Origin of the sequence: Paenibacillus sp. FSL K6-1566 (genome assembly GCF_038050475.1) — a bacterium.
Taxonomy (GTDB): Bacteria; Bacillota; Bacilli; order Paenibacillales; family Paenibacillaceae; genus Paenibacillus_AQ; species Paenibacillus_AQ lactis.
The window spans coordinates 202,989-224,433 of the sequence record NZ_JBBOSR010000001.1; the positions used below are offsets into that span (position 1 = coordinate 202,989).

20 protein-coding genes and 1 tRNA gene are annotated in these 21,445 nt (G+C 53.0%); 16 read left to right on the forward strand and 5 right to left on the reverse strand.

Features of this window, described 5'->3' with window-relative positions:
- The first annotated feature begins 69 nt into the window (after window positions 1–69).
- The 8 genes from NST08_RS00980 (at window position 70) to NST08_RS01015 (ending at window position 8,116) form a co-directional block, all read left to right on the forward strand.
- Window positions 70–1,020, forward strand: coding sequence for an ROK family glucokinase (locus tag NST08_RS00980; RefSeq protein ID WP_007132996.1), 951 nt, complete (start codon window positions 70–72; stop codon window positions 1,018–1,020).
- A gap of 43 nt (window positions 1,021–1,063) precedes the next feature.
- On the forward strand, window positions 1,064–1,972 hold the full coding sequence (gene rapZ / locus NST08_RS00985) for an RNase adapter RapZ (protein WP_007132997.1): 909 nt from the start codon (window positions 1,064–1,066) through the stop codon (window positions 1,970–1,972).
- Window positions 1,973–2,029: 57 nt separating this feature from the next.
- Window positions 2,030–2,971, forward strand: coding sequence for a gluconeogenesis factor YvcK family protein (locus tag NST08_RS00990; protein ID WP_186311136.1), 942 nt, complete (start codon window positions 2,030–2,032; stop codon window positions 2,969–2,971).
- 5 nt (window positions 2,972–2,976) lie between these two features.
- A complete protein-coding gene (gene whiA, locus NST08_RS00995) occupies window positions 2,977–3,906 on the forward strand; it encodes a DNA-binding protein WhiA (RefSeq protein ID WP_028406089.1) in 930 nt (309 codons plus the stop codon).
- 100 nt (window positions 3,907–4,006) lie between these two features.
- Window positions 4,007–4,276, forward strand: coding sequence for an HPr family phosphocarrier protein (locus tag NST08_RS01000; protein ID WP_007133000.1), 270 nt, complete (start codon window positions 4,007–4,009; stop codon window positions 4,274–4,276).
- 250 nt (window positions 4,277–4,526) lie between these two features.
- A complete protein-coding gene (locus NST08_RS01005; protein WP_341341349.1) occupies window positions 4,527–6,320 on the forward strand; it encodes an ABC transporter ATP-binding protein in 1,794 nt (597 codons plus the stop codon).
- Window positions 6,321–6,368: 48 nt separating this feature from the next.
- On the forward strand, window positions 6,369–7,046 hold the full coding sequence (locus NST08_RS01010; protein ID WP_210095693.1) for a response regulator transcription factor: 678 nt from the start codon (window positions 6,369–6,371) through the stop codon (window positions 7,044–7,046).
- A complete protein-coding gene (locus NST08_RS01015; RefSeq protein ID WP_251537837.1) occupies window positions 7,046–8,116 on the forward strand; it encodes a sensor histidine kinase in 1,071 nt (356 codons plus the stop codon). Before NST08_RS01010 ends, NST08_RS01015 begins: the two co-directional genes overlap by 1 nt.
- Window positions 8,117–8,248: 132 nt before the next feature.
- Here NST08_RS01015 and NST08_RS01020 read toward each other — a convergent pair whose 3' ends face one another.
- Window positions 8,249–8,977, reverse strand: a complete 729-nt coding sequence (locus NST08_RS01020) for an amino acid ABC transporter ATP-binding protein (RefSeq protein WP_007133004.1) — start codon at window positions 8,975–8,977, stop codon at window positions 8,249–8,251.
- The gene (locus NST08_RS01025) at window positions 8,970–10,418 is read right to left on the reverse strand and encodes an amino acid ABC transporter substrate-binding protein/permease (protein ID WP_028406085.1); all 1,449 of its coding nucleotides are present in this window, start codon (window positions 10,416–10,418) and stop codon (window positions 8,970–8,972) included. The genes NST08_RS01020 and NST08_RS01025 overlap by 8 nt, the downstream gene beginning before the upstream one ends.
- Before the next feature lie 276 nt (window positions 10,419–10,694).
- On the opposite strand from NST08_RS01025, the gene NST08_RS01030 reads away from it, so the two are divergent.
- The 6 genes from NST08_RS01030 (at window position 10,695) to NST08_RS01055 (ending at window position 17,113) form a co-directional block, all read left to right on the forward strand.
- Window positions 10,695–11,456, forward strand: a complete 762-nt coding sequence (locus NST08_RS01030) for an SIMPL domain-containing protein (RefSeq protein ID WP_028406084.1) — start codon at window positions 10,695–10,697, stop codon at window positions 11,454–11,456.
- Window positions 11,457–11,914: 458 nt separating this feature from the next.
- Complete coding sequence (locus NST08_RS01035) at window positions 11,915–12,886, forward strand: ABC transporter ATP-binding protein (protein ID WP_028406083.1); 972 nt, start codon at window positions 11,915–11,917, stop codon at window positions 12,884–12,886.
- Window positions 12,883–13,731 (forward strand): ABC transporter permease, encoded by an 849-nt coding sequence (locus NST08_RS01040; RefSeq protein ID WP_007133008.1) that lies wholly within the window; start codon window positions 12,883–12,885, stop codon window positions 13,729–13,731. Before NST08_RS01035 ends, NST08_RS01040 begins: the two co-directional genes overlap by 4 nt.
- On the forward strand, window positions 13,732–14,538 hold the full coding sequence (locus NST08_RS01045) for an ABC transporter permease (RefSeq protein WP_007133009.1): 807 nt from the start codon (window positions 13,732–13,734) through the stop codon (window positions 14,536–14,538).
- A 73-nt stretch (window positions 14,539–14,611) separates the two neighbouring features.
- Complete coding sequence (locus NST08_RS01050) at window positions 14,612–15,664, forward strand: ABC transporter substrate-binding protein (RefSeq protein WP_144870176.1); 1,053 nt, start codon at window positions 14,612–14,614, stop codon at window positions 15,662–15,664.
- Between the two features lie 378 nt (window positions 15,665–16,042).
- Complete coding sequence (locus NST08_RS01055) at window positions 16,043–17,113, forward strand: PdaC/SigV domain-containing protein (protein ID WP_341341350.1); 1,071 nt, start codon at window positions 16,043–16,045, stop codon at window positions 17,111–17,113.
- Between the two features lie 295 nt (window positions 17,114–17,408).
- Here NST08_RS01055 and NST08_RS01060 read toward each other — a convergent pair whose 3' ends face one another.
- The 3 genes from NST08_RS01060 to NST08_RS01070 all read right to left on the reverse strand — a co-directional run bounded on the left by NST08_RS01060 (window position 17,409) and on the right by NST08_RS01070 (window position 18,821).
- Window positions 17,409–17,855 (reverse strand): hypothetical protein, encoded by a 447-nt coding sequence (locus NST08_RS01060; protein WP_210094347.1) that lies wholly within the window; start codon window positions 17,853–17,855, stop codon window positions 17,409–17,411.
- 130 nt (window positions 17,856–17,985) lie between these two features.
- Window positions 17,986–18,582 (reverse strand): ATP-dependent Clp endopeptidase proteolytic subunit ClpP, encoded by a 597-nt coding sequence (gene clpP / locus NST08_RS01065; protein WP_007133013.1) that lies wholly within the window; start codon window positions 18,580–18,582, stop codon window positions 17,986–17,988.
- A 164-nt stretch (window positions 18,583–18,746) separates the two neighbouring features.
- A tRNA-Arg gene (locus tag NST08_RS01070) sits at window positions 18,747–18,821 on the reverse strand.
- Between the two features lie 263 nt (window positions 18,822–19,084).
- Here NST08_RS01070 and NST08_RS01075 point away from each other — a divergent pair.
- Window positions 19,085–20,128, forward strand: a complete 1,044-nt coding sequence (locus tag NST08_RS01075) for a sugar-binding transcriptional regulator (protein WP_213613385.1) — start codon at window positions 19,085–19,087, stop codon at window positions 20,126–20,128.
- 118 nt (window positions 20,129–20,246) lie between these two features.
- A complete protein-coding gene (gap, locus tag NST08_RS01080) occupies window positions 20,247–21,251 on the forward strand; it encodes a type I glyceraldehyde-3-phosphate dehydrogenase (protein ID WP_007133015.1) in 1,005 nt (334 codons plus the stop codon).
- Window positions 21,252–21,445 lie beyond the last annotated feature (194 nt).

Below are 21,445 nucleotides of genomic sequence, written 5' to 3' on the forward strand. Positions count from 1 at the left end.
TGCCTTCAATTATAGTGGGTACAGTAGGAGCAATCTATAAATTATAGAAGGAAAAAGGTGGCTTGTAACATGTCTGAGAAGATCTACGTCGGTGTCGACCTGGGCGGAACGGCAATCAAAGTCGGAATTTGCGACGAGGAAGGGCATCTTCTGCATAAGTTTGAGGGGCCTACGGAAACAGCAAAGGGCGTTGACACGGTAATTGACAACATTGAAAAATATGTGCGTCACATTGTGGAGGAATCGCCATACACCTGGGATCAGCTGGCCGGAGTGGGAGCCGGATTCGCAGGCTTCACGAACATTCGTGAAGGCATCATTATTCTGGCACCGAATGTAGGATTCAAGGATGTACCGATTCGCGCCATTTTGGAGGAGCGTCTTGGCAAGCCGATCAAAATAGACAACGATGCGAATGTAGCGGCGCTTGGAGAAGCATGGAGCGGCGCGGGCCGCGGAGTTGATAACTGCGTATGCTATACCCTGGGAACCGGCGTAGGCGGCGGCATCATCATTAACGGCAAAATTTATCAAGGCTTCGGGGGAATGGCCGGCGAGCTCGGACATATTTCGGTTGTCCCTGATCTGGAAGCCATCCAATGCGGCTGCGGGAAAATGGGCTGCCTGGAGACCGTATCCTCCGCTACCGGCATCATTCGCATGGCGAAGGACGCCGTGGAGCGCGGAGACCGCACCTCCCTGTCGCTCGTGCAGAACATCGCGGCCAAGGAAGTGTTCGACGCGGCGAAGGCGGGCGACGAAGTGGCGATCCGCATCGTAAATCGCGCAGCGTATTACCTGGGCAAATCGATGGCTGCCGTATCGGCCGTCCTGAACCCGGAAGCTTATATTATCGGCGGCGGCGTGTCCAAAGCCGGCGACATTCTGTTCGATGAGGTGAAGGCGGTATTCGCGAAGCTGACACCGGAGCCGCTGCAGCGCGGCGTGCGTATTGTGCCGGCCGAGCTTGGCAATGATGCCGGCGTCGTCGGCGCTGCCGGACTTCACCTGCGCTCGTAGTTAATTCATCATTCGATTTTAACTTATAAGGGAGGGAAAGCTGATGCTGGAAGCAGCCGAACGAGGCAGCAACACATCATCGATGGCCACCCTGATCATCATTACCGGGATGTCGGGAGCAGGTAAAACATTGGCCGTGCAAAGTCTGGAGGATCTTGGGTTCTTCTGCGTGGATAACCTGCCCCCGGTGCTCATCCCGAAATTCGCGGAACTGATCGATCAGTCCAAGGGCAAGATCGGCAAGGTTGCGCTGGTCATCGACCTGCGCGGACGTGAATTCTTCACCGCCTTGTCGGAATCGCTAAATTATATTAAGGATCACTTCACGATTCACTGTGAAATTCTGTTCCTCGATGCGACCGATTCCGTACTCGTTCAGCGTTATAAGGAGACCCGTCGCCGCCATCCGCTCGCTCCGGAAGGCATGCCGCTTGACGGGATCCGACTGGAACGGAAAATGCTCGAAGAGCTGAAAAACTCGGCAACCCAAGTGATCGATACGAGCAATATGAAGCCGCTCAAATTAAAGGAGAAAATCATCTCGCGTTTCACGCATCTTGAAAGCAGCATTCTGTCGGTCAACATTACGTCGTTCGGGTTTAAATACGGCATTCCGATTGACGCAGACCTGGTTTTTGACGTCCGGTTCCTGCCGAACCCTCATTACGTCGAGCAGCTCCGCCCGAACACGGGCCAGGACAGCGACGTGTACGACTACGTAATGAAATGGCCGGAAACCCAGGCTTTTCTGACAAAACTGCTGGATATGCTGCATTTCTTGATCCCTCAGTATCGCAAGGAAGGCAAGAGCCAGGTCATCATCGGCATCGGCTGCACCGGCGGCAAGCATCGTTCGGTAGCGATTGCGGAGTACCTCGGCAAGATGCTGGGCGTAAGCGAGACGGAGTCCGTATCGGTGAGCCACCGGGATTCCGAGCGGGATCGGCATTAATTAAGGGAAGTGATAGATGTGGCTGTGCAAGCTAGAAAGCGCCCCCGCATTGTCGTAATGGGCGGAGGCACCGGGCTGTCCGTTATGCTTCGGGGCCTTAAGGAAAAACCGCTCGATATAACGGCCATTGTCACGGTCGCAGATGACGGAGGAAGCTCCGGCATATTGCGAAGCGAGCTGCAGATGCCTCCCCCCGGAGACATCCGCAATGTGCTTACGGCGCTAGCCGACGTGGAGCCGCTGCTATCGGATATACTGAAATACCGTTTCAAGTCAGGGTCGGGACTGGCCGGCCACAGCCTCGGCAATCTGATCCTGGCTGCCATGACGGATTTGCACGGAGATTTTGTCACGGCAGTCAAGGAGATGAGCCGGGTTTTTGTTGTTCGCGGACAGGTGCTGCCCGCAGCCGGTGAAGCCGTCATCCTGCACGCGGAGATGGAGGATGGCACCATTGTCACCGGTGAATCCAAAATCCCGGAGGCCGGAGGCCGCATCAAGCGGATATTTCTGGAGCCGGAGCATGTCGAGCCGCTGCCGGAGGCGCTGGAAGCGATTCAGCAGGCGGATGCGATATTGATCGGTCCAGGGAGCTTATATACAAGTATTTTGCCAAATCTGCTCGTTCCGAAGCTGTCTGAGGCGATCGTCGCCTCGGAGGCGATTAAAATTTTCGTCTGCAATGTTATGACGCAGCCCGGCGAGACAGATAATTATACGGTGAGCGATCATCTCCAGGCGGTGTATGACCATATTGGTCTTCACCTGTTCGATTATGTTATTGTTAATGATGGAGAGATTCCGCCTCAGGTTCAGGATAAGTATGCCCAGAAGGGTGCCAAGCCCGTCTATTTGGACCGTGATGAGGTGACCAGCCGTGGATATAAGCTCATTGCGGATAAGCTTGTGCTATTTCGAACATACTTGCGGCATGATGCCGACAAGCTGAGCAACCATATTTTCCAGCTGGTGCAAGACTGGATTTCACGAAAGGGGTGAGTACCTTGTCCTTTGCGGCACAAACGAAGAAGGAACTAACGATGGTCGAAAGCCAAAACTGCTGCGAGAAAGCCGAGCTGTCCGCGTTGATCCGGATGAACGGTTCTGTTCAGCTGTCCAACAAAAAGGTGATTTTGGATATTTCGACGGAAAATGCCGCGATTGCAAGGCGTATTTATTCCTTAATTAAGAAGCATTTCCAGGCGCATACCGAGCTTTTGGTGCGTAAAAAAATGCGTTTGAAGAAGAATAACGTATATATCGTCCGGATTCCGGCCCAGGTTCAGGAAATTTTGAAGGAGCTTCGCATCGTGTCCGAGGGATTTCTGTTTCAGTCCCGGATCGATGAGAAGATCATCCGGAAAAATTGCTGTAAACGGGCGTATCTCCGCGGTGCCTTCATGGCGGGCGGATCGGTGAACAATCCGGAGGGTTCTTCGTATCATCTCGAGATTGCTTCGATGTATGAGGAGCACTGTCAGTCCCTCGTTGAGCTTGCTAACCAGTTTCGCCTGAATGCGCGCTGCATCGAACGCAAGAAGGGCTTTATCTTCTACATTAAGGAAGGCGAGAAGATCATTGAGTTCCTCAATCTGATCGGCGCTCATCAAGCGCTGTTTAAATTCGAGGATGTCCGCATTATGCGCGACATGCGCAACTCGGTGAATCGGATCGTGAACTGCGAGACCGCCAATCTCAACAAAACGATCGGTGCCGCTGTTCGTCAAATCGAGAACATCAAGCTGCTTCAGAAGGAAGTAGGACTTGAGAATTTGCCGGACAAACTGCGGGAGGTCGCCGAAATCCGGCTGGCTCATCCCGATATGAACCTCAAAGAGGTCGGGGAACTCCTCAAGGGGACCGTCAGCAAGTCGGGCGTCAACCACCGTCTGCGCAAGATCGATGAAATGGCCGAAAAGATCCGCAATACCTGACATTTTTTCTTCTAGTGTCCTGTATGCTAAAATGGTATAATATTATAAAATGTCAAGACGCTTTCAATACCGCAGATTTATAAGATAGGGGGTAATTTTCATGACAAAGCACCCGGTAGTCGTTCGGTTGAAGACGGGGCTCCATGCTAGACCGGCCGCGCTGTTCGTTCAGGAAGCGAATAAATACTCATCTGAAATTTTTGTTGAGAAAGATGATAAAAAAGTAAATGCCAAAAGTATCATGGGAATTATGAGCCTTGCAATCAGCTCGGGTACGGAAGTGCATATTAGCGCTGAAGGAGCCGATGCCGAGCAAGCGGTTACTTCTCTGGTTAATCTTGTGAGCAAAGAGGAACTCGAGAACCAATAAGCCATCCATGTTTAAGAAAAGTCTTGTGTTTGCAAGGCTTTTTTTAATATATGGGCGGGCGACGTTCCCCGTACTCAAGTATGCATCGCGCGGAGCATGTTAGATCTACATATGACTTTACAGAAAAGGGGAAGCGATTCCGCCTTTTTTTGTTTCTGCGCCGGAAAGCTGTTGTTTAACTTCAGTTTAACTTGTTGTTTTATTCTGACCTTACACCATAAATAATCGGACGGGGAAGGGAAGAGAAACAATGAGTGTACTGGAAAATACGGCAGACGATCTTCAGGCGTCACAAGACGAGAATCGAAAGGCAGGCTCGCAGGCGTTCTTCCGCCTGTTGAAAGAGACCAAGCCGCCGATGGCCCTGCTCGTGGGCGCCATTCTGCTCAATGTCGTCTCGACGCTGGTCGGGCTGGTCATTCCGATGTTTACGAAAAACCTGGTGGATGGCTTTTCCTTAACGGATATGAACCGGAGCCATATCATAGGGCTTGGCATCGCATTTATCGTGCAGACGATCGCCGCAGGCTTCTCGATCTATTTGCTGAGCTATACGGGACAGAAGATGGTGGCCGCCCTGCGGGACCGGCTGTGGAAGAAGCTGCTGGTGCTGCCGGTAAGCTATTACGATCATAACCGGTCAGGGGAAACGGTCAGCCGAATGACGAATGATACAAGCGTCATTAAGGGCCTGATCTCCGATCATGCAGCCGGCTTCGCCAGCGGGATCGTGTCGATCGTCGGATCCATCGGGGTGCTGTTGTATCTGAACTGGAAAATGACGCTGACCATGTTCGTTGTGATACCGATTGCTGCGCTAATCCTCGTTCCACTGGGACGCAAAATGTATAAAATATCGCTGGGCATGCAGGATGAGACCGCATCGTTTACGGCGAATATCAGCCAGGTGCTGTCCGAGATCCGCCTGGTCAAGGCCTCCAATGCGGAGAATCGGGAGTACGCTAACGGCAGCAGAGGTATAAGGAATCTGTTGAGATTCGGCATTAAGGAAGGCATCGTATCCGCCTGGATCGCGCCGCTGATGTCCTTTGTGCTGATGATGCTGCTCGTCGTCGTCATCGGCTACGGCGGATTGCAGGTGTCGACCGGGGCGCTGACGGCAGGCGAGCTCGTGGCGTTTATTCTATACCTGATTCAGATCGTCATGCCGATGACGCAGCTGACAACGTTCTTCACCCAGCTTCAGAAGGCAAAGGGGGCTACCGAGCGGATCTTGGAGGCGCTCGATGCCGAGGAAGAGGCGTTCGAGGACGGGATGGATGTACTTGATGCGAACCAGCCGGTATCGATTGAGCATCTGACTTTCGGCTACAAGCCGGGTGAGCCGGTGCTGAAGAATGTTAGCTTCCGGATGGAGCCGGGGACGGTTACGGCCGTTGTCGGGCCGAGCGGAGGCGGGAAAACGACGCTGTTCTCCATGCTGGAACGTTTCTACCTGCCGCAGGAGGGACAGATTAAGCTTGGCCAGGATCCGATTCATACATTTGCTCTACGGTCCTGGCGCGGATTGATCGGTTATGTCTCGCAGGAAAGCCCGATGATTGCCGGTACGATCCGCGAGAATCTGTGTTATGGGACGGAGCGGGACATCAGCGACGCGGAAATCCGGAGAGCGGCTGAAATGGCTTATGCGGACGGATTTATCGATGAGCTGCCTAACGGCTTCGATACCGATGTAGGTGAGCGAGGGATCAAGCTTTCGGGCGGACAACGGCAGCGGATTGCGATTGCGAGGGCACTGCTCCGGGATCCGAAAATATTGATGCTGGACGAGGCGACCTCGAGCCTGGACAGCCGCTCCGAGATTGAAGTCCAGAAGGCGCTGAAGAACCTGATGGCCGGAAGGACGACGATTATTATCGCTCACCGGCTGTCGACGGTGGTGGGCGCGGACCAGATCATTTTCATCGAGAAGGGGGCCGTTACCGGAAGGGGCACCCATGAGGAATTGGTACGGGAGCATGCGATGTACAGGGAATTTGCAGCTCAGCAGTTACAGATGAACGAAAGTCCGGAGGCCTAGGAAGCAGGCCGGGGCAGGGGATAATGCTTCGGAAAGAAAGGGATGGATATGGCAAACATATTGGTCGTCGATGATGATCCGAATATTCGGGAGCTGGTGAAGGTGTTTCTGGAGGAGGCCGGCATGGACGTCCTGGAAGCTCCGGATGGACTGGCGGCGCTGAGCGTGATGGAACAGAGCCCCGTTGATCTGGTCGTGATGGATATAATGATGCCGAATATGGACGGCTGGGAGCTGTGCCGGGAGATTCGCCGGCATGACGGCGTTCCGGTGCTGATGCTGACTGCCAAAGGGGAAACCAGGCAGATTGTGAAGGGCTTCGAGCTCGGTACCGATGATTATCTGGTGAAGCCCTTTGAGCCGGCCGAGCTGGTGGTTCGGGTGAAGGCGCTACTGAAGCGGTATCAGGTGGCAGCCTCGCAAACGGTCACTGCCGGTAAGCTGCAGATGAACCGCCGCACCTATGAAGCGAAGACGGATGAGGAGACATTCACGCTGCCGCTGAAGGAATTCGAGCTGCTATTCAAGCTGGCCAGTTATCCGGGCAGCACGCTGCCCCGGGACCGGCTGATCGAGGATATTTGGGGCTATGATTTTGAGGGGAATGAACGGACGCTCGACGTCCATGTGAACCGGCTGCGGGAGCGGTTCCCTGAGGCGAAATACCGGTTTCGCATACGCACCGTGCGCGGGCTCGGCTACCGGCTGGAGGGGTGTGAGGACTAGTGCGCAAAACCGGCAAATGGGCATGGAGAATCCTGAGGGAGATCCTGCAGATCATTGTCCTCTTCGCCGTGCTGGCCGTCTCCTGGACGGCCGCGACTTATCTGACCAAGGTCGTGTACACGAAGACGGGTGCGCCGTCATCGGCTTATTTCGCGCAGATCATCGACTTGTTTCTTGGCGTCGTGATATTCTTCTTATGCATTATGCTGATCGGACTGATGTTCAAACACAAGCAGATGGCCGTTTTGAATGCGATGATTGATGCGATGCGCCGCATCTCTCAAGGTGATTTCAACGTCAAGATGGAGGAGCATAAGCTGCCCGGTGAATTTAAAATGATTGCGACCGGCATTAACGACATGGCCGAAGGGCTTGGGCGGATGGAGACGATGCGCCAGGATTTCATCTCGAACGTATCGCATGAAATCCAGTCGCCGCTGACGTCCATTCGCGGCTTTGCAAGGGCGCTTCGCAATCCCCGGCTGACGGAGGAGCGAAGGAATCATTACCTGGAGATCATTGAGGGAGAGAGCAGACGCTTGTCCCAGCTTAGCGATAATCTGCTGAAGCTGTCCTCGCTCGAAGGGGACCGGACCGCGTTCGATATGCAGCCCTACCGGTTAGATGGGCAGCTTCGCGCCGTGGTGCTTGCAAGTGAGCCGCAATGGCTGGCGAAGCGGATACAAGTGGATCTCGAGCTGGCGCAGGTGGAAGTCCGGGCGTCGGAGGATTTAATGAGTCAAGTGTGGATGAATCTGCTGCACAACAGCATCAAATTCACCCCGGAGGGCGGCGTGATTACGATTGAGCTGAAGGCAGACCGGGAAGAGGCCGTTGCTACGATTGCCGATACGGGAATCGGGATGTCGGAAGCGGATCAGCTGCGCATCTTCGAACGCTTCTACAAGGCGGATAAATCGCGAAATCGTGAGGCCGGGGGGAGCGGACTCGGGCTGTCGATCGTGAAGCGGATCGTCGACATCCATCAAGGGACTGTGACCGTGCTGTCCAGGCCCGGAGAAGGCTCCGTCTTTACCGTGAGGGTGCCGCTTGCGCCTCCTCCCGAATGAGGGGCGGACGCAACAAGGCTCACCTGCCATCGCGAGATGTCCGGTGAGCCTTGTCTTTGTTTGTTGCGTTGGTAAGTGGGGAACCTTACGCCAAGACGCTGCGGCTGTCACTTGGGTTACAGCCGTTCAGCGTCATAGCACTTTCTCCAGGAAGCTGATCGTCCGCTCGTTCTTCGGATTGCCGAATACCTCTGCGGGCGGTCCTTCCTCCACGATATAGCCGCCGTCCATAAAGATGACCCGGTCGGATACCTCGCGGGCAAAGCCCATTTCATGCGTGACGATCATCATCGTCATCCCTTCGCGCGCCAGATCCTTCATGACGCCGAGCACCTCGCCGACCATCTCCGGATCAAGCGCCGACGTTGGCTCATCGAACAGCATGATGTCAGGGTTCATGGCGAGCGCCCGTGCAATCGCGACCCGCTGCTTCTGTCCGCCCGAGAGCTGGCTAGGAAAGGCCTCCGCCTTATCGGACAGCCCTACCCGTTCCAGCAGCCGCAGGGCCGTGGCCCGCGCTTCCTCCTTCGATTGCTTGCCGAGCTCGACCGGAGCAAACATAATATTCTTCAGCACGTTGAAATGAGGGAACAGGTTGAAGTGCTGGAACACCATGCCGATATTTTCCCGTACCTTGTTGATGTCGGTCTTCGGATCGTTGATGTCCCGCTCGTCCACGATGACTCTGCCGGCCGTGATATCCTCCAGTCGGTTAATGCACCGGAGGAAGGTGCTCTTCCCCGAGCCCGACGGGCCGATCACGCAGACGACCTCGCCTTCCTGTACCTGCATGTCGATGCCCTTCAGCACCTCGTTCGAGCCGTAGCTCTTCTTCAGTCCTTCTACACGGATTTTACCCAACTCGAACCCTCCTTTCCAGACGGTTCGCAATCTTCGTCAGAATGGTGATAACAATCAGATACATGATCGCTATGGTCAGCCAGATATCAAACGATGCGAACGTTCTTGCAATGACGATTTTACCCGATTGGGTCAATTCGACCAAACCGATGACCGACAGAATGGACGTATCCTTCAGCGTAATGACGAGCTGGTTGATTAATGTCGGAATCATGATTTTGACAGCCTGCGGGATGATGATCTTCATCATGGCTTTGCGATACGGCAAGCCAAGGGAGCGTGCTGCCTCCAGCTGGCCGGGATCGATGGACTGGATGCCGCCGCGGATAATCTCCGTCACGTAAGCCCCGGCATTGAGGCTCAAAGTCAGAATGGCAGCCACCAGCGGCGACATCGTGAATCCGAGAGCCTGCGGAATACCGAAATAGATGAAGAAGGCAAGCACCAGCAGCGGAATGCCACGGAAGATGTCGACAAAGACGGTCGCAATGCCCCGAAGCCATTTGTTGCGGCCCACCTTCATGAAGCCGAAGATCAGGCCGATGAAGAAGGCAAAAAACAGCGACACGAATGTGAGCAGAAGCGTTTTGCCGAGGCCTGCGAGCAGTATCGGCATCGACTCGGCAATCAATCCGAGACGGCTTTGGTTAGCCGGTCCGGCCGCGTTCTCGCCAACGTATGTTTCGAGAATGCGGTTATACTCGCCGTTTGCTTTCAGATTAGCCAGCCCGGCGTTGAATTTCTCCATAAGCTCCTGATTCTGCCCCTTCTGAACGGCAAATCCGTAGGATGCCCCGGGTTCTTTCTCGGTAACGAGCTTCAGCCCGTTATTTTGCTTGACGCCGTAAGCCAGCACCGGATAATCGTCAAAGCAGGCCACGGAATTGCCGGTTTTGACATCATCGTACATCTGGGCCGAATCGTCGAACGGCACGATCGTGAAGCCGTATTTCGATGCGATGGATTCGGCGAAGCTGTAGCCCTCCGTGCCGGTTTTGACCGCCACCTTCTTGCCTCGCAAATCCTCGTAGCTTTGAATACCCTCTTGGTCCTTACGGACGGCCATCACGACACCGGAATCGAAATAAGGATCCGAGAAATCGAATTTCTGTTTCCGTTCCTCCGTGATGCTCATGCCGGCGATCACGCCGTCCACCTGGCCGGATTCCAATGCCTGAACGGCTGCGTTGAAACCGAGCGGCCTGATCTCGTATTTGAAGTTCTGATCCTTGGCGATTGCTTTCATTAAATCCATGTCGATGCCGACGAATTCGCCGCTCGGATCCTGGAATTCAAACGGAGCGAACGTGACGTCCGTACCGATCAGATAGGTTTTGCCCGATCCCGGCTGATCCGCCTGGCTTTGCGCCAACACCGGTACGCCCGTCGTTGCAGCGAGCAGCAGGACCAAGGCAAGTACTACACCCCGTATTAATCTCATAATGACCTCCTCATGTTAAAAACAACATATTAAGTTAGTTACCCACTTACCATCTTACATTAACATCCTGCTGCCTATTTCGTCCTCTATTTCTATTTTATTTGTCATAGCGGCCTGCAACCACTGGCATTTCCTGGATGGCGAAATAGAGGGGGCGATGAAGGAAAAAAAGTTGTGAAACCGCTTAAACGTGATGCAACATTTACCAATCGGTTTGCGTTAGAGAGGTAAGGCAAGCATCAGAAGCGGGCCAATATTAAAGGAGGTTGACCACACATGAAAAGATGGGTCAAACAGGTAGGTTCCATTATGATTGCAGGCGCTCTGCTGACAGGCGGCACGGCTTGGGCCGGATTCGGCGGCGCCACGGAAGCCTATGCGGCCGAGGCGGTGCAGCAAAATGTCGTGACGGTGCTCGGCAAGGGCGAGATATCCGTGAAGCCGGATATCGTATATTTGTCCATTGGGGCAGAGTCGTATGCGGAGACGGCTAAATCGGCGCAGAAGGCCAACGCGCAAAAAATGGATAAGGTTATCAAGGTGCTGAAAGAGACCTGGAAGATCGACGACAAAGATATTAAAACCGAACAGTTCTATGTGCAGCCAAATTACTCTTATACGGAAAAAGAAGGCCGCAAGGTGCAAAACTACTCGGCTTATCATTCCCTTGAAGTAACGCTGCGCGATCTGAACAAGGTGGGCGAAGTGCTGGATGCAGCGGCTGAAGCCGGGGCCAATTCGATCGGCAATGCCCGCTTCTCCGTGGAGAATCCTGATACATTCGAGGCTCAAGTGATCGATAAGGCAATGGCGAATGCCGATCTCAAGGCCCAGGCGATCGCCAAGGCTTCCAAACGTCAGCTTGGGGTTGTCGTAAACGTAACCGAAGGCTCCGTGAACAACAACGTTGTGTACGGCATGTATGACAAGATGTCGATGGAAACGGCTTCGATGGCCGACGGCGGCGCTGCGACATCCGTGAAGCCGGGCGAGATCAAAATCACGACCCAGCTGTACGTGCAGTATGAGCTGAAATAATCTCCTTTATGAGGAACCGGCAAGAGAAGAGACCGTCACCGCTTAGCAATGCGGGGGGCGGTTTTTTCTATTTGGCAACCCTAAGCCTTGGACGGTTCGATCCACCATGGGATCCAGAATCCGGCGAAATATCCGGGGCTTCCCCTGTCGAATTACTAAGAAAAGTGTTGTGTACAAAGGGAAAACAAGGTATAGTGAATATGCGAAAAACGTAAAGCCGCCAGTACGCGGCGTGAACATCGAACGAAATATGAAGCAAACGGTAAAGCCATACCCATGGATATGGCTTTTTTTTCTTAAAGAGACTTTAAAGCATCGTCCCTCAAGAAACGGATCCCCCTTCGGCACAGGCTGGAACACGGGCGGAATTACCGTTTCTTCTTAATGGAAATGGAATTGTAGGTTCGGTCAAATCAAGAGGCCCTGTGCCGATAGGCCGCATTTTGAACAAGGAGTTGGTGCATGTGATTGAACTTGTCCAGATCGAGAAGCATTTCCAAGGACAAGCGGTCGTGCATCCGCTGTCGCTCTCTATTAAAGAAGGGGAATTCCTGACTTTGCTGGGCCCCAGCGGCTGCGGCAAAACGACGATTCTCCGGATGATAGCAGGATTTGAACAGCCGACAGGGGGCCAGGTATGGCTGGCGGGTCAGAACGTGACAGAGATGCCTGCGAATAAGCGGGATCTCAATCTCGTATTCCAGCATTACGCCCTGTTCCCGCATATGACGGTGGAGGATAATATCGCCTTCGGGTTGAAAATGAAAAAGCTGCCGCGCCAGCTCATCAAGGAACGCGTGGAGGAGGCGGCTGCGATGACGCAGCTCACCGCTCTGCGGGAACGGTTCCCGCACCAGCTCTCCGGCGGACAGCAGCAGCGCGTGGCGATCGCCCGCGCGATTGCGAACAAGCCTAAAGTGCTGCTGCTCGATGAGCCGCTCGGCGCGCTGGATCTGCAGCTGCGCAAAAGCCTGCAGTCGGAGCTGAAGCATCTGCAGCGGACGCTCGGCATTACCTTCGTCTATGTAACGCATGACCAGGAAGAAGCGATGATGCTCTCGGATCGGATCGTCATCATGAACCAAGGGAAGGTCGAGCAGATCGGGACGCCGCGCGACGTGTATGCGAAGCCGCAAACGCTCTTCGCTGCCACATTCATTGGGGAGAACAATGTTTTCTCTTCGCCGGAGGGCCTGTTCTCTGTCCGTCCCGAGAAGCTGGTTCCGCAGCGCGGCGTGGCCGGCAGGAAGACAGGCGTCATCGAAGACGTCCAGTTCCTTGGCAGCGTGCATAAGCTGCTTGTCCAGCTGGACGACGAGCCGATGAAGGTGACGATCGCGCTCGATATTACGGAGGAGCATCCTTGGAAGATCGGCGAGAGGGTCGGGGTGAATTGGAACGACAAGGATGAGGTGATGATCGGGCCATGAGGAAATCGAAATTCCTGCTGACCCCGGTGCTGCTTTGGATGTCCCTGTTCCTGATCATCCCGATGCTGATTGTGATCGGCATTTCATTCCTGTCGCGGGATGCCCAAGGCAATTTGGTGTTCGAGCTCAGCATGGAAGGCTACAAGACCTTTTTCGATCCGTTATATCTTGGGATCTATTGGGATACCTTGGTGCTGTCGCTGCTAACAACCATCATCTGTCTGCTGGTCAGTTATCCGCTTGCCTATTATATTGCGGGCGCATCCCCGCGAATCCAGACTTGGGGTCTGATTCTCATTACGATTCCGTTCTGGATTAATTTCTTGATTCGAACCTACGCCTGGGTGCTGCTGCTTCGGACACAGGGCGTTGTCAACAGCCTGCTGATGTGGCTCGGCTGGATCGATGAGCCGATTCAGATGCTGTACACCTACGGCGCCGTGCTGCTCGGCATGGTGTATAACTTCATTCCGTTCATGGTGCTGCCGATCTATGTAGCGCTGGAGCAGATGGACAAGCGCCTCCTGGATGCAGCCAGCGATCTCGGCGCGTCCAAATGGAAGGCATTTCGGCATATTACGCTGCCGCAGAGCAAATCCGGCATCATGACCGGATCGGTGCTGGTCTATGTATCGACCTCGGGGATGTTCGTCGTCACGGACATCCTGGGCGGAGCCAAGTCCTCCATGATCAGCAACATCATCCAGTCGCAGTTCCTTGGAGCCCGCAACTGGCCGTTCGGCGCCGCGTTGTCGGTCATTTTCGTGGCCACGTCCCTGGTGCTCATTCTGCTGTTTAACCGGGCGATGCAGGCCCGCCATCAACGTGTAGGGGAGGGGAGATAAGTGAAGAAGAAGCGCCAGCCTTTGCTTTCGATTCACGCCTTCCTGATGATGGCGTTTATCTATGTGCCGATCCTGATTATCATCATTTATTCCTTCAACGATACGCGGTTGAGCGGGAACTGGGAAGGCTTCACCTTCGACTGGTATATCTCGCTCTTCGACAACCGAAACGTGATGGAAGCCTTGATGAACAGTCTGACCGTGGCGGTGGTGTCCACGATCATCTCGACAATGCTGGGAACGGCGGCGGCCCTCGGGCTCCGAAATTTGGGACGCAGAGGCCGCAGCGGCATGAACGGTCTCCTGTACTTACCGGTTATCATTCCGGATATTATCATGGGCCTGTCGCTGCTCGTGCTGTTCAGTCAATTAAATATTCCGCTCGGCAAGATGACGGTGATGATCGCCCACATCACCTTCAGCATATCCTATGTCTATGTAGTGGTGAGCGCCCGGTTGTCGGGAATGGGCAAGCAATTGGACGAGGCGGCCCAGGATCTGGGCGCTACGCCTTGGCAGGCCTTCCGGCATGTGACGCTGCCGCAGATCGCACCGGGTATTATCTCCGGGGCCTTGATCGCGTTTACGCTGTCGCTTGACGATTTCATGGTCAGCTTCTTCGTCGCCGGACCAAGCTCGACTACGCTGCCAATCTACATCTATGCCCAGGTGAAGCGCGGAATTTCGCCTGAGATTAATGCGTTATGTACGATACTGATTCTGGTGAGCATCACGCTCATCCTGCTGGCTCAATATATTCTTAACCGCGGCAGCGGGGATAAGAAACACAAAACGCTGCCGATTTAAAGCAAATGTTCCATTTCTTTTTGGGAAGGATCCGATATATCCATCATGGATACGAAAGAGAGGAGATAGGGAATTGAAAAGATCAAGATGGACCCGCCTGCTTGCTGCAGGGCTGGTCGCCGTATTGTCCGCAAGCCTTCTGGTTGCGTGCGGATCAAGCAAGGAGACACTTCACATTTACAGCTGGGCTGACAACTTCGATCCTGAGGTACTGGAGGATTTCGAGAAGAAGTTTAACGTAAAGGTCACGTATGACAACTACGCGAACAATGAAGATCTGCTGGCGAAGATTAAGGCCGGCGGCAGCGGCTACGACCTGATTCAGCCGTCCGATTACATGGTCAAGACCATGATTGAAGGAGACCTGCTGGAGCCGCTCGACATGAACAATATCCCGAACTTCGTCAATATTTCGGAGACGTTTAAGAACCCTTCTTTTGACCCGGGGAACAAGTACTCCATCGTCTACACGTCCGGTGTGACGGGGATTGCTTACAACAAGAAGTACGTGAAGGATGAGATCAACAGCTGGGAAGATTTGTGGAATCCGGAATACAAGGGCAAAGTGCTGCTTCTGGACGACAACCGTGAAATGATCGGCATGGCGCTGAAGAAGCAAGGGAAATCCAACAGCACGACGGATGAAGCCGAGATTAACGCTGCGGCCCTGGACCTTAAGACGCTGCTGCCGAACGTCCTTGCCTTCGACACGGATAACATCAAGCAGAAGATGATTCAAGAGGAAGGCTGGATTGCAACGGTATGGTCCGGTGACGCTGCATTCATCGCGGAAGAAAATCCGGATGTGGCGTATGTGGTGCCGGAGGAGGGCGCAACGATCTTCTCGGATAACTATGCAATTCCGAAGGGCGCGAAGAACAAGGAGCTGGCGGAGAAATTTATCAATTTCATGCTGGAGCCTGAAGTCAGCGCGAAGAACTACGAATATATCGGATACAGCAATCCGAATACGAAAGCGATGGAATTCCACAGCGAGGACTATCGCAGCAACACCATGATCAACTTGACCGACGAGGAGCTGGGCCGCACGGAATGGCTCGATAACGTCGGAGAAGCTCTCCAGATCTATGATCGCTTGTGGACCGAGCTGAAGAGCGGACGATAGAGAATTGGTGCTTTAGCACCTTTTTTATAAGCCTTGCCCATAGGGGCAGGGCTTTTTTTATTGGAATGGGGATCATGACGGAGGAGCAGCGGTCTATGAGATATGCCAAAGATTTTGAATGTTATAGAACCAGCTGAAGTGGTAAGACACTATAAAGAGATACGGTTCGCAGATCGATCAGGTGAAGGAAGCAGCCTGTTTATGGGAATTGGAGAAACATGGGGAAATAAGACTATAAGCTCATATTTTTCATGTAGTTCCTATAGCATGGAATCAAAATTGTCATTCACTTGTTACCAAACGGTGGTCCGGATTTTTTATAATGAATGAGGGTAATAAACAACTATGGCAACTTAAATTGGAAAAGGTGGAACTAATATGAATTCCAAATTTCGCGTATGCGCAACAATTATTGCAACTGGCGTCCTGCTCGGAAGTCTTGGCTTGAACGGACAGGTCATCGATGCAAGCCCCTCGAAGCCCTCTGTTTCCGCCAGCCACAACGTAGCGAAGAAGAATGAAGTGACATTGAAATGGAATGGCAAGACCCTATCCCAGAAGGGAGTCCTTCTGCACGGAGTTACTTATATCCCTGCAACCGTACTCCGGGATGCGGCGGGAATGCCCCTGAAATATGATTCGAAAAACCGTACGTATACCCTGAACGCCGGCTATCATCAACTAATTGCCGTTGTGTATGATTCGAAGGAAATCGGCTTGTTGGTCAACGGCCTCTATGCCGGAGAGCCTGGGGGTCAAATCCTCAACGGACGGCTCTATCTGCCGTTCAAGACGGTCAGCGAATACTTAGGGATCCAGGGACAATGGAGTCCGTCCTCGAAGACGCTCAGCTTGACGAAGAAGCAGAGCGATCTAACGATCAAATCGGAAACGTTGAAGAAGACGATCCAGGGCGTGGAAGCTGCTGCGAGTTATCCGGTTGTCAGCGGCCTAAGCAATGGCGAGGCCCAAACTCAAATCAACAGCGTATTGAAAAAGCATGCGGAAAGCGTGATCGCCCGCGCAGAGGAAAGCATCAAGGAGCTTCCTCCGGGTGAAGACAGCTTCCCTTATGCCTTCGAAGGCAATTTTGTGGTCCACTACAACAAGGACGGCTTGCTGAGTGTTACGGCGCATGATTATTCCTATCTCGGCGGCGCGCACGGCATGACCTTCAAGAACAGCTTCACGTTCTCCCTGAAGGATGGAAAGCTGCTGAAGCTTGGCGATTTCATCGACCTGAAGGGCAAGAAGAAGAAGCTCGACAACCGCGTCTTGAGCGAGTTGAAGAAGGGCGGGGGCTACCTTGGCGGATTCGAAGGAGTTCCGGAAGATGCGGAATTCTATCTGAAGGATAACGCCGTGGTCCTGTACTTCCAGCTGTATGAATACACGGCTTATGCCTACGGCTTCCCTGAATTTGAATTGAAGCTGAAGGAATGGAAATAAGGATGGGAACCGCAGGTTCTGAACCATGGGATAACTGAATCCTAGGGGGCGCGAGGCCTGTGACCGTTTGATACACTGTGATGTAAAGATGCAACAATGTGCCGGAATACAAAAAGAAATCCCTTGGATCGCAGCCTGAGGTTAACTTCAGGCCTAGCGGCCAAGGGATTTTTGTATGCGTAGGGCATGGCGGAGGGGTCTGCATCACAGTTGGGTATAGCTAATCAGACGGATATGGGCATTCACAAGCTCATGAACCAATTACGAATCCATCCTGAAGGGATCCGATGGAATCTCATGTTGCTTGTTGAGGATCCCTCCGTCTGAAGCGGGAATGTCCAATTCCGTAACCAATTATACCGGCTCCCCAACCAACGGCCGCATGGACAAGAGGATAAACCGTCTCCTCCGAGTGACCGGTGTAGTGGACGAGCCCGTAAAGGGGGACGGCGTAGAGAAGGACGAATGGAATGAGAACGACGTAGAGCTTCAGCAAGTAGCCGACGACCATGAAGAACACGCCGACGAGCCAATAAGCCGAGAACCAGCGGGGGTAGAATGTCTGATTGGTATACCCCATCACAAAACCGGAGAACAGAAGCAGAAGGACAAGAACAATGGAGGCAACTCCATGAATTGCATGCGGATCGGCGCCGGAAACGGCACGCTCCAGGTTCATGATCAGAAACGGAAGATGGACGAGCACGAGCATGAAAACAAAGGATATTTTAGAGCCGATCATAAGGACCTCCCTGTATATTAGGAATCAACAATGCAATTATACCAGAAATAACCATTGGGGTTGTTCTATACAGACATAAGAAAAAAGGCATGCACCTTTACGTGTGCATGCCTTTTGCATGTATTGCTTCTTATAGTCCTTGCGAAGGCGTCTTCTCCAACACTTGGTCGACGAGACCGTATTCTTTGGCTTCTTCAGCCGTCATGAAGTAGTCGCGGTCGGTATCCTTCTCGATCCGCTCCAGCGGTTGGCCGGTGCGCTCGGCAAGAATACGGTTCAGCTTGTCGCGCATCTTCAGAATGCGGCGTGCCCGGATTTCGATATCCGTTGCTTGACCTTGTGCGCCGCCAAGCGGCTGGTGAATCATGATTTCGCTGTTCGGCAGCGCGTAGCGCTTGCCCTTAGCGCCTGCATTCAGCAGGAATGCACCCATGGAGGCGGCCATACCGACACAGATGGTCGAGACGTCCGGCTTGATGAATTGCATCGTATCGAATATTGCCATCCCCGCGGTGATCGAACCGCCAGGGCTATTGATGTAAAGGTGAATATCCTTCTCCGGATCCTCTGCCGACAAGAACAGCATTTGGGCAATGATGGAATTGGCGACCACGTCATTGACGTCGGAGCCGAGGAAGATTATGCGGTCTTTCAGCAATCTGGAATAGATGTCGTATGCCCGCTCGCCGCGGTTGCTTTGTTCAACGACCATAGGTATAAAACTCACGTGAAAAACCTCCTCATTAAGTGCATCACTAATAAATACTGTTACCGTATTACCCACATGATAAACAATTTTAATCAAAAAGTCAAAGATAGTCAAACTATTGGGCAAAAAAAAGAGCCGTCATGGGCACTTTCGGGTAATTCATATATGAGAAAATTTAAAGATGGCGCGCCCGCGAGGAATCGAACCTCGATCTCAGGCTCCGGAGGCCTACGTCATATCCATTGGACCACGGGCGCATATAAAAAATCAGCAACGAAGATGATTATACCCTATCTAATAGAAAAACACAAGAGCGGATAAAACATTGTTTTGATATATAGAGAGGTTTCGATTTGGCCATAATGTATAAGAATGATGGTTGCAGAGAAATATACGTTCGGACACTTGCAACCTGCATCATTATTGGTTAGAATAGGGGTGGGACTTAAAAGGTTATCCCGGGACATTTTACGTCCAACCGATAGAAGAGCCGAGACGAAAGTTTGCAGGAGTGGAATGCATGCGTAACCTATTAGAAATACAAGAGCAGCTTCTGCCCGATTTGATGTACACCTTTAAACGAAGGTACACGATCCTCCATCAGATCAAGCTGTCCGGGCTGGTCGGCCGACGAACGCTGGCGTCATCCTTATCGATGACGGAACGGGTTCTGCGGGCTGAAACCGATCTTCTGAAAGCGCAGGGACTGATCGAGATTGAGACGCTCGGTATGCGGATCAGCCATGCAGGACTGTGTCTGCTCGAAGAACTGGAGCCGCTCATGAAGGATTTGTTCGGGCTGGTCGAGCTTGAGGAGAAGATCAAGAAGGCCTACGGACTCCGCAAGGTTGTCGTCATTCCCGGTGACAGTGAATCCTCTCCGGAAGTGAAGCGCGAGCTCGGACGTGCCGGAGCAAGAACACTGCTAAGCTTCGTCGAGAACGGCGATACGATCGCCGTCACGGGTGGATCCACGCTCGCCGAAGTCGCGGAGCAGATGTCACCGCTTGCGGCAGGGCCTCTGAAAGGCACATGGTTTGTGCCCGCACGCGGCGGTCTCGGAGAGAGCATGGAAATTCAGGCTAACACGATTGCTTCCAAGATGGCGAAGCGCGTGGGTGCCGAATATCGTCTGCTGCACGTGCCTGATCTCCTTAGCGAGGATGCCTATCAATCCCTAGTGCAGGATCAGCACATCCAGGAGATTGTGGATGTCATCCGACGTTCCCGGATCATTATCCACGGGATCGGCGACGCGATGGAAATGGCCAGAAGACGCAAGCTGGACGAGGACTCGATCCGCAGCCTCCAGCAGGATGGGGCGATTGCCGAATCCTTCGGATACTACTTCAGCGAGGAAGGCGCGGTTGTCCACAAGATGCTGACTCTCGGGCTCCGGCTGGAGGACATCATGCAGACGGAGACGATCATTGGCATTGCCGGCGGCCGAAGCAAAGGCAAAGCGATTCATGCCGTGCTGAAATTCGGGCACGAGGATATCCTCGTTACGGATGAGGCGGCTGCGCTGGAGGTAGAGAAGGAGATCGATGCAGCGGCATCGTAACCTTACGGTCCAGCAAGCATACAGGTGCAAGGCCTCGTTATTCTTTATCCCGTTGTCTTGATCGGCTTAACGGCCGGTCTTGAATATATTAATTTTACAAATATGGAGGGAACTACTCATGGTTAAAGTAGGTATTAACGGTTTTGGACGTATTGGACGCAACGTGTTCCGTGCTGCGCTGAACAACAGCGAAGTAGAAATCGTTGCAATCAACGATTTGACGGACGTAAGCACGCTGGCTCACCTTTTGAAATATGACACGACTCACGGAAGACTGAATGCAACCGTTGAAGCTAAAGAAGGCGCACTGGTTGTAAACGGCCGTGAGATCAAAGTATTTGCTGAGCGCAACCCTGAAGCATTGCCTTGGGCTGAGTACGGCGTAGAAATCGTTGTTGAGTCCACGGGTATCTTTACAGCGAAAGAGAAAGCTTCCGCTCACCTCAAAGGCGGCGCTAAGAAAGTTATTATCTCCGCTCCAGCTACGGACGAGGATATCACTATCGTTATGGGCGTTAACGAAGAGAAATACGATGCTGCTAACCACACCATCATTTCCAACGCTTCTTGCACAACCAACTGCTTGGCTCCATTCGCTAAAGTTCTCGACGAGAAGTTCGGCATCGTGAAAGGTATGATGACTACCGTTCACTCCTACACGAACGACCAGCAAGTGCTTGACCTTCCGCACAAAGACCTGCGTCGTGCTCGTGCAGCTGCTGAGAACATCATTCCTTCCACAACAGGTGCTGCTAAAGCGGTTAGCCTGGTTCTGCCGCAATTGAAAGGCAAGCTGAACGGTATGGCAATGCGCGTACCTACGAAGAACGTTTCCGTAACGGACCTCGTTGTTGAGCTGTCCAAGAACGTTACGCAAGAAGAAGTTAACGCAGCGCTGAAAGCAGCCGCTGAGGGTCCATTGAAAGGCATCCTGAACTACTCCGACGAGCCGCTCGTATCGAGCGACTACAATGGCGATCCTGCTTCTTCCACGATCGACGCGCTCTCCACAATGGTTGTTGGCGACAACATGGTTAAAGTTGTTTCCTGGTATGACAACGAGTGGGGCTATTCCAACCGTGTCGTTGACCTCGCTGCTTACATCGCAAGCAAAGGTCTGTAATTGATCCAGCCAACCAATCGAAGAGGAGTTCCGTTTACGGGCCTCCTCTTTGGTTCATGGTTTTAACCTGTTTTCATGCCAGAGTACTGGGAAGTAGCGAGAGAAGCCGGCTCTGGCGGGCGATTAGAGAGAGAAACGAGAGCAGCGGCATGCTGCCCGGCGAGGGAGAACATTTTGTTAGGAGGAACGTGGAG